Source organism: Blautia sp. ZXY-1-C6 (assembly GCF_056339875.1).
Map to the genome: position 1 here is coordinate 1 of NZ_JBWJVQ010000275.1, position 3,357 is coordinate 3,357.

The following is a 3,357-nucleotide window of genomic DNA, read 5'->3' on the forward strand; positions in this document are numbered from 1 at the left end:
CACATGCGGGAGTAACGATTCGGGGTATCGAGGATAAATAGAATCGAGCGAGCACTGTTTAATAATCAAATTGGCTATAGAGGTTATGCGGCAGAGCTTTCCTTATAGGAAAGAAACTCTGCCGTATTCCTGTGGAGCCAATATAGCGCTATGGATGCTTTACAAATAAAAATAACAGATTGGAGAGAGGACAAATGACAATCCGAAGAGGAGATATCTTATGGGCAGATCTCGGTATGTTCCCGACAACTTCGGTTCAGGGTGGAGTAAGACCGGTGATCGTAGTGAGCAATAATAAAGCCAATACATACAGTTCAGTCATAACGGTAGTTCCGCTGACATCAAGAATTTATAAGAAACGGTATTTGCCAACGCATGTATTTATCAGCAAATATGATATGACGGGAATCCGAAAAGGAAGCCTGGCACTGGCTGAACAGGTTATGAGCATTTCTACGAAATGTATTATTGAGAAATGCGGAAGAGTGAACAAGTGGAGCCTAGATCGGGTACTGAAAGCAGTACGGATTCAGATGGGAATGGAAGAGAAGACTACATAACTGTTACGAATATTTATTTTCGATAATGGTAACTATAGGAAAAGGAGGCGATGTCCATGACAACAGTTGAAAGATTAGAAGAGTTGAAAACAGTTGATATCAAAGAGATTGAACGAGATAGTTTGCCCAAGTACAAGGATTTGATTTCAGAGCTGGATAGCAGGAAAAGCAATAAGATGGAAGTGCTGCTTAATCACTCTGATAACCCATATGTATATGAAGATATGGGCTATGTCGTAAAAAGTGTTTTTAATGCAGCAGCTTCCCTTTCCTATATAGACTGTACAAAACAGCTTGTAGCAAAGAAAGCTGGATTGGCATAAGGGAATAACTGGAACAACAAAATTTCATATTCACACAGAAGACGAAGTGTGCTATAATGCTAACAGGACTAAATTTGAATAGAGCACTTCTATTTAAGGGTTCTGTTTTGGCAGAATCTTTGGATAGGAGTGTTTTTTATGCAAAAAAATATCTGGATAGCAGCCAAGTACCTTCGTCTTAGTATTGAGGACGGAGATAAGGCTGAAAGTGAATCTATTGTAAATCAGTCAATTTTGATTGATAACTATATGAAATCGACATCTGATATTACTATTGTTGAGACATTTAAAGATGATGGTTTTTCAGGTACTGATTTTAAGCGTCCTGGTTTTCAGGCAATGCTCAAGGCAATCGAAAATAAGGAAATCAACTGTATCATTGTAAAAGACTTGTCTCGATTCGGTAGAGAGCATATAGATGTTGATCGGTATATTCAAAAAGTATTTCCACAACTGGGAGTACGATTTATAGCAATCAATGATAATTATGATTCTGAAACAGCAAACATTACCGATACGCATCTTGTATTACCGGTGAAATCCTTTGTTAATGACACGTATTGCAGACAGAATTCTCAAAAAGTAAGAAGCCACTTGAGTGCAAAAAGAAATATTGGAGAATATGTGGGAAATTACGTGTCATATGGATATAAAAAGTGTGATGCTGATAAAAGTCAGATAGAAACTGATCCGGTTGCTGCAAAGCATGTAAGAGATATTTTTAACTGGAAGATGGAGGGCATGAGCAATCAGCTGATTGCAGATAAACTGAATGAACTGGGAGTTCTTGCACCGGCTGATTACAAACGTGCGACCGGAGTAAACTTCAAATCGTCATTTCAGACACATCTGACATCCAGGTGGTCAGCAGTAGCAATTATCCGTATCTTAAAGAATCCAATCTACTATGGAGTGCTTCAACAGGGAAAATCCCAAAGAATTAACTATAAAGTTAAGGTGCAGAGGGCATTACCAAAGGAAGAATGGGTGATTTTTGAAAATCATCATGAAGGTATCGTTACAAAAGAAGAATATGAAACAGTTCAGATGTTGCTTGCGAAGGATACCAGGATAGCACCCGGAGAAAACAGACTTTATTTGTTTGGTGGGTTATTATCCTGTGGAGACTGTGGAAGTAATCTGATCCGGCGAACTAACAGTTATAAAGGAGAAAAGACAGTTTTTTATATCTGTTCTTCTTACAATAAAAAGAAGGATCAATGTTCCAGACATAGTATCAGAGAAGATGTGCTGATTCAGCTGGTAATGGATTCTTTGAAAATATACAGTAAGATGACGGATGCCATACGGAGTGCAATGGAGTATTTGAAAGAGAATTCTTTGGATACACAGACATTGATACAGCATGATGACCAGATACTTGAGTTACGAAACAAAGTCAATAAATATTATAAGTTGTTACATTCATTATCGGGAAATCTTGCGTCAGGAGTTATTTCTAGGGATGATTACGCTTTGCTTAGAGAACGGTATCAGACAGAAATTAAAAGTCTGGAAAGCAATATTGAAAAGCAGGAAGAGTATATGGAAGATCTCCTTGAAAATAAACTGCTGTGCGAAGAATGGGTAAACACATTTCTTGAGAAACCGTCGTTGGGAGATCTTGACAGAGATATGCTTCTTCAGTATGTGGAAAAAATAAATGTCTTTGAAGGAAAAAAAATAGAGATTGTTTACCGATTCCAAGATGAGTTGGTAACAGCTGCAAGACTGGCAGAACAGATTGGAAAAACAAAACAGGAGGTGGCTGTATAATGGCAAGAACAAGAAATCGCCAGATGAAACAAGCTGAAGCATTTGTGCAGGCATCACCGAAGAAGATCTGGAAAGCCGGTATTTATACCAGAATATCTGTAGATATCAATGGTGAGAAGAGAGAATCGCTGGAGACACAGAAACTGATCGCTCTTTCTTACGCAGAATCTCATCCGGATATTGAAGTTGTAAAGTTTTATAAGGATGACGGTATATCAGGTACGAAATTTGATCGAGATGACTTTGTGAGAATGCTTGGTGACATCAAAACAAAAGAAATAAATACGGTCATAGTAAAGGATTTATCACGATTTGGTCGAGATTTGGAAGAAGTATCAAAATATCTGGAAAAAATATTTCCATTTATGCAAGTGCGCTTTATATCAGTCAATGATAACTATGACAGTATCAGTCCAGAATGTGACAATCAGATGCTGGGAATCATGATATCGAATCTGGCAAATGATATGTATGCAAAAGATGCATCTGTAAAAATGACAAGTGCCATGAAAATTAAGATGGAGTCAGGTGAATATTGTGGTGGAGATGCTCCTTATGGGTATAAGAGAGCTAGAGATGAAAAAGGAAAATCTACTACTGTTCCTGATCCTTTAACTGCACCGTATGTAGTAGAAATATTTGAAAAACTTGCTGCAGGGCAGTCATATTTGAAAATTTCGAGAGAGTTTAATACCATG

At 37.7% G+C, this 3,357-nt stretch carries 4 protein-coding genes; all 4 read left to right on the top strand.

All coding sequences use genetic code 11. The annotated features are described in order from the left end of the window. Positions 1-194 precede the first annotated feature (194 nt). Entirely contained in the window at positions 195-560 is a 366-nt protein-coding gene (locus AC075J_RS17545) for a type II toxin-antitoxin system PemK/MazF family toxin (RefSeq protein ID WP_055053836.1), read from the top strand. 56 nt (positions 561-616) lie between these two features. Continuing rightward, complete coding sequence (locus AC075J_RS17550) at positions 617-883, top strand: DUF6870 family protein (protein WP_055053835.1); 267 nt, start codon at positions 617-619, stop codon at positions 881-883. Positions 884-1,021: 138 nt separating this feature from the next. Further along, positions 1,022-2,659, top strand: a complete 1,638-nt coding sequence (locus AC075J_RS17555; RefSeq protein ID WP_055058583.1) for a recombinase family protein — start codon at positions 1,022-1,024, stop codon at positions 2,657-2,659. Beyond that, positions 2,659-3,357: recombinase family protein (locus tag AC075J_RS17560; protein WP_476390555.1), on the top strand; the 699-nt coding region annotated here is incomplete at its 3' end. The genes AC075J_RS17555 and AC075J_RS17560, both read left to right, overlap by 1 nt.

Excerpts from the sequence above, each read along its gene's own strand:
- AC075J_RS17555 (WP_055058583.1), top strand. The coding sequence starts at position 1,022 with ATGCAAAAAAATATCTGGATAGCAGCCAAGTACCTTCGTCTTAGTATT.
- AC075J_RS17545 (WP_055053836.1), top strand. The coding sequence starts at position 195 with ATGACAATCCGAAGAGGAGATATCTTATGGGCAGATCTCGGTATGTTC.
- AC075J_RS17550 (WP_055053835.1), top strand. The coding sequence starts at position 617 with ATGACAACAGTTGAAAGATTAGAAGAGTTGAAAACAGTTGATATCAAA.